This is a genomic window from Myroides sp. DW712 (assembly GCF_046557355.1).
GTDB lineage: Bacteria > Bacteroidota > Bacteroidia > Flavobacteriales > Flavobacteriaceae > Flavobacterium.
On sequence record NZ_JBKFDO010000035.1, the window covers coordinates 1 to 1,805 of the forward strand.

Sequence of the window (1,805 nt, forward strand, 5' to 3'; positions counted from 1 at the left end):
AAAAGAGGCTGTCTAAAAAGCCTAAAAAACAAAAACCCCGTCTAAAAAAGGCGGGGTTTTTTCATTGTTTGTCCTCAAAAATAATTATCTTCAAGGTGCACCCAAACAATAAGAAAGACAAATATAATGTTCAAATCTGAAAGTTTAAAATCGCCGAGTCTATTTCCTGAAGATATTTTATCTAAAATTCCTTTAGACCATCCTGTTCGTCTTATCAATGCTGTTGTTGATGAGTTAGATATTAGTTCTATTTTAAGTCAATATAAAGGTGGTGGTACCACTAGTTATCATCCCCGTATGATGATAAAAGTCTTATTCTACGCCTATTTCAATAATATTTATTCATCGCGTAAGATTGAACGGGCTTTGACTGAGAACATTTATTTTATATGGTTATCAGGTCATAGCTTGCCTGATCATCGCACGATTAATTATTTTCGCGCTAAGCGATTGAAAGGTCAAATCCATCAGCTTTTTGCAGATGTGGTTCGTCTGTTACAAGAATTACAATATGTTAGTTTACAAGTCCAATATATTGATGGAACAAAAATTGAATCTAGCTCTAACCGATACACCTTTGTATGGCGTGGTTCAGTGGAGAAAAACAAGGCTAAGTTAGAAACAAAAATTCAAGATGTTCTCACAGAAATAGAGGGTCAAATCAAACAGGATCAAAGTGAATTAACAAAAGAACACTGTTCCAAAAATATTGATAGTTTAGAGCTTAAAGAAAAAGTGACTCAGTTAAATAAACATAGGGCAGATTTACCCAAACCTACAGCTAAACAGCTCAAACAGTTAGAAGACGAGCATTTACCTCGCTTGGAAAAATACGAACAACAACTAGAAACTTTAGGTACTCGAAATAGTTATAGTAAAACAGATACTGATGCCACTTTTATGCGAATGAAAGAAGATCACATGAAAAATGGGCAGCTTAAACCTGCATACAACATTCAAATAAGTACTGAAAATCAGTTTATTACCCATTATACTATTGCACAAACATCAACTGATACCACTACCTTAATCAATCACCTGGAAACCTTTGAACAAGCCTATGTACAACAAAGTAAAGAAGTTGTAGCAGATGCTGGGTATGGTAGCGAAGAAAATTATCTGTATTTACTTAAAAGAGAAATAACTCCCTATGTGAAATTCAATTACTTCCACATGGAACAGAAAAGAGCTTGGAAGAACAATCCTTTTCTACAACACAATCTTTACTACAATAAATTGTTTGATTACATCTTATGTCCAAATGGAGAGAAACTGCCAAATGTAGGAAGTAGTATTAAATACACCACCACGGGTTTTGCTTCGAAAATAAATCTGTATCAAGCTTCAAACTGCTTGGAATGCTCCTTAAAAGAGCAATGTAATAAAGCAAAAGAAAATAGAACAGTCACTATGAATCATAGATTGATGCAAATAAAACAGCATATTAGAGAACTTCTAAACTCTGAACGAGGAAAATATCACAGAAGTAAAAGGCCTGTAGAAGTAGAAGCTGTTTTTGGTCAACTTAAAAGCAACAATAAATTTACTAGGTTTACCCTAAGAGGATTAGAAATGGTCCAAATTGAATTTGGACTGATGGCTCTTGCACATAATTTAAGGAAACTTACTAAGAATAGAGGAAAATCGACTTTAAACAACAATTTTTACCTTAAAAAAGAGACTGATAAACGAAAAATGACAAATTATAAGTCTAAAACTCGTTTTAATTGCAAGAATTTTTAAGCAAAGAGAAAAGTAACGTTTTATAAAATACAAAAGAGGGTGACCTTTTGGGACACCCTCTT

Annotated in this window: 1 protein-coding gene; it reads left to right on the forward strand. The window is 33.3% G+C overall.

Annotated features, from left to right (window positions below):
• Nucleotides 1–126 precede the first annotated feature (126 nt).
• On the forward strand, nucleotides 127–1,743 hold the full coding sequence (locus tag ACLJX0_RS15345; protein WP_410881685.1) for an IS1182 family transposase: 1,617 nt from the start codon (nucleotides 127–129) through the stop codon (nucleotides 1,741–1,743).
• Nucleotides 1,744–1,805 lie beyond the last annotated feature (62 nt).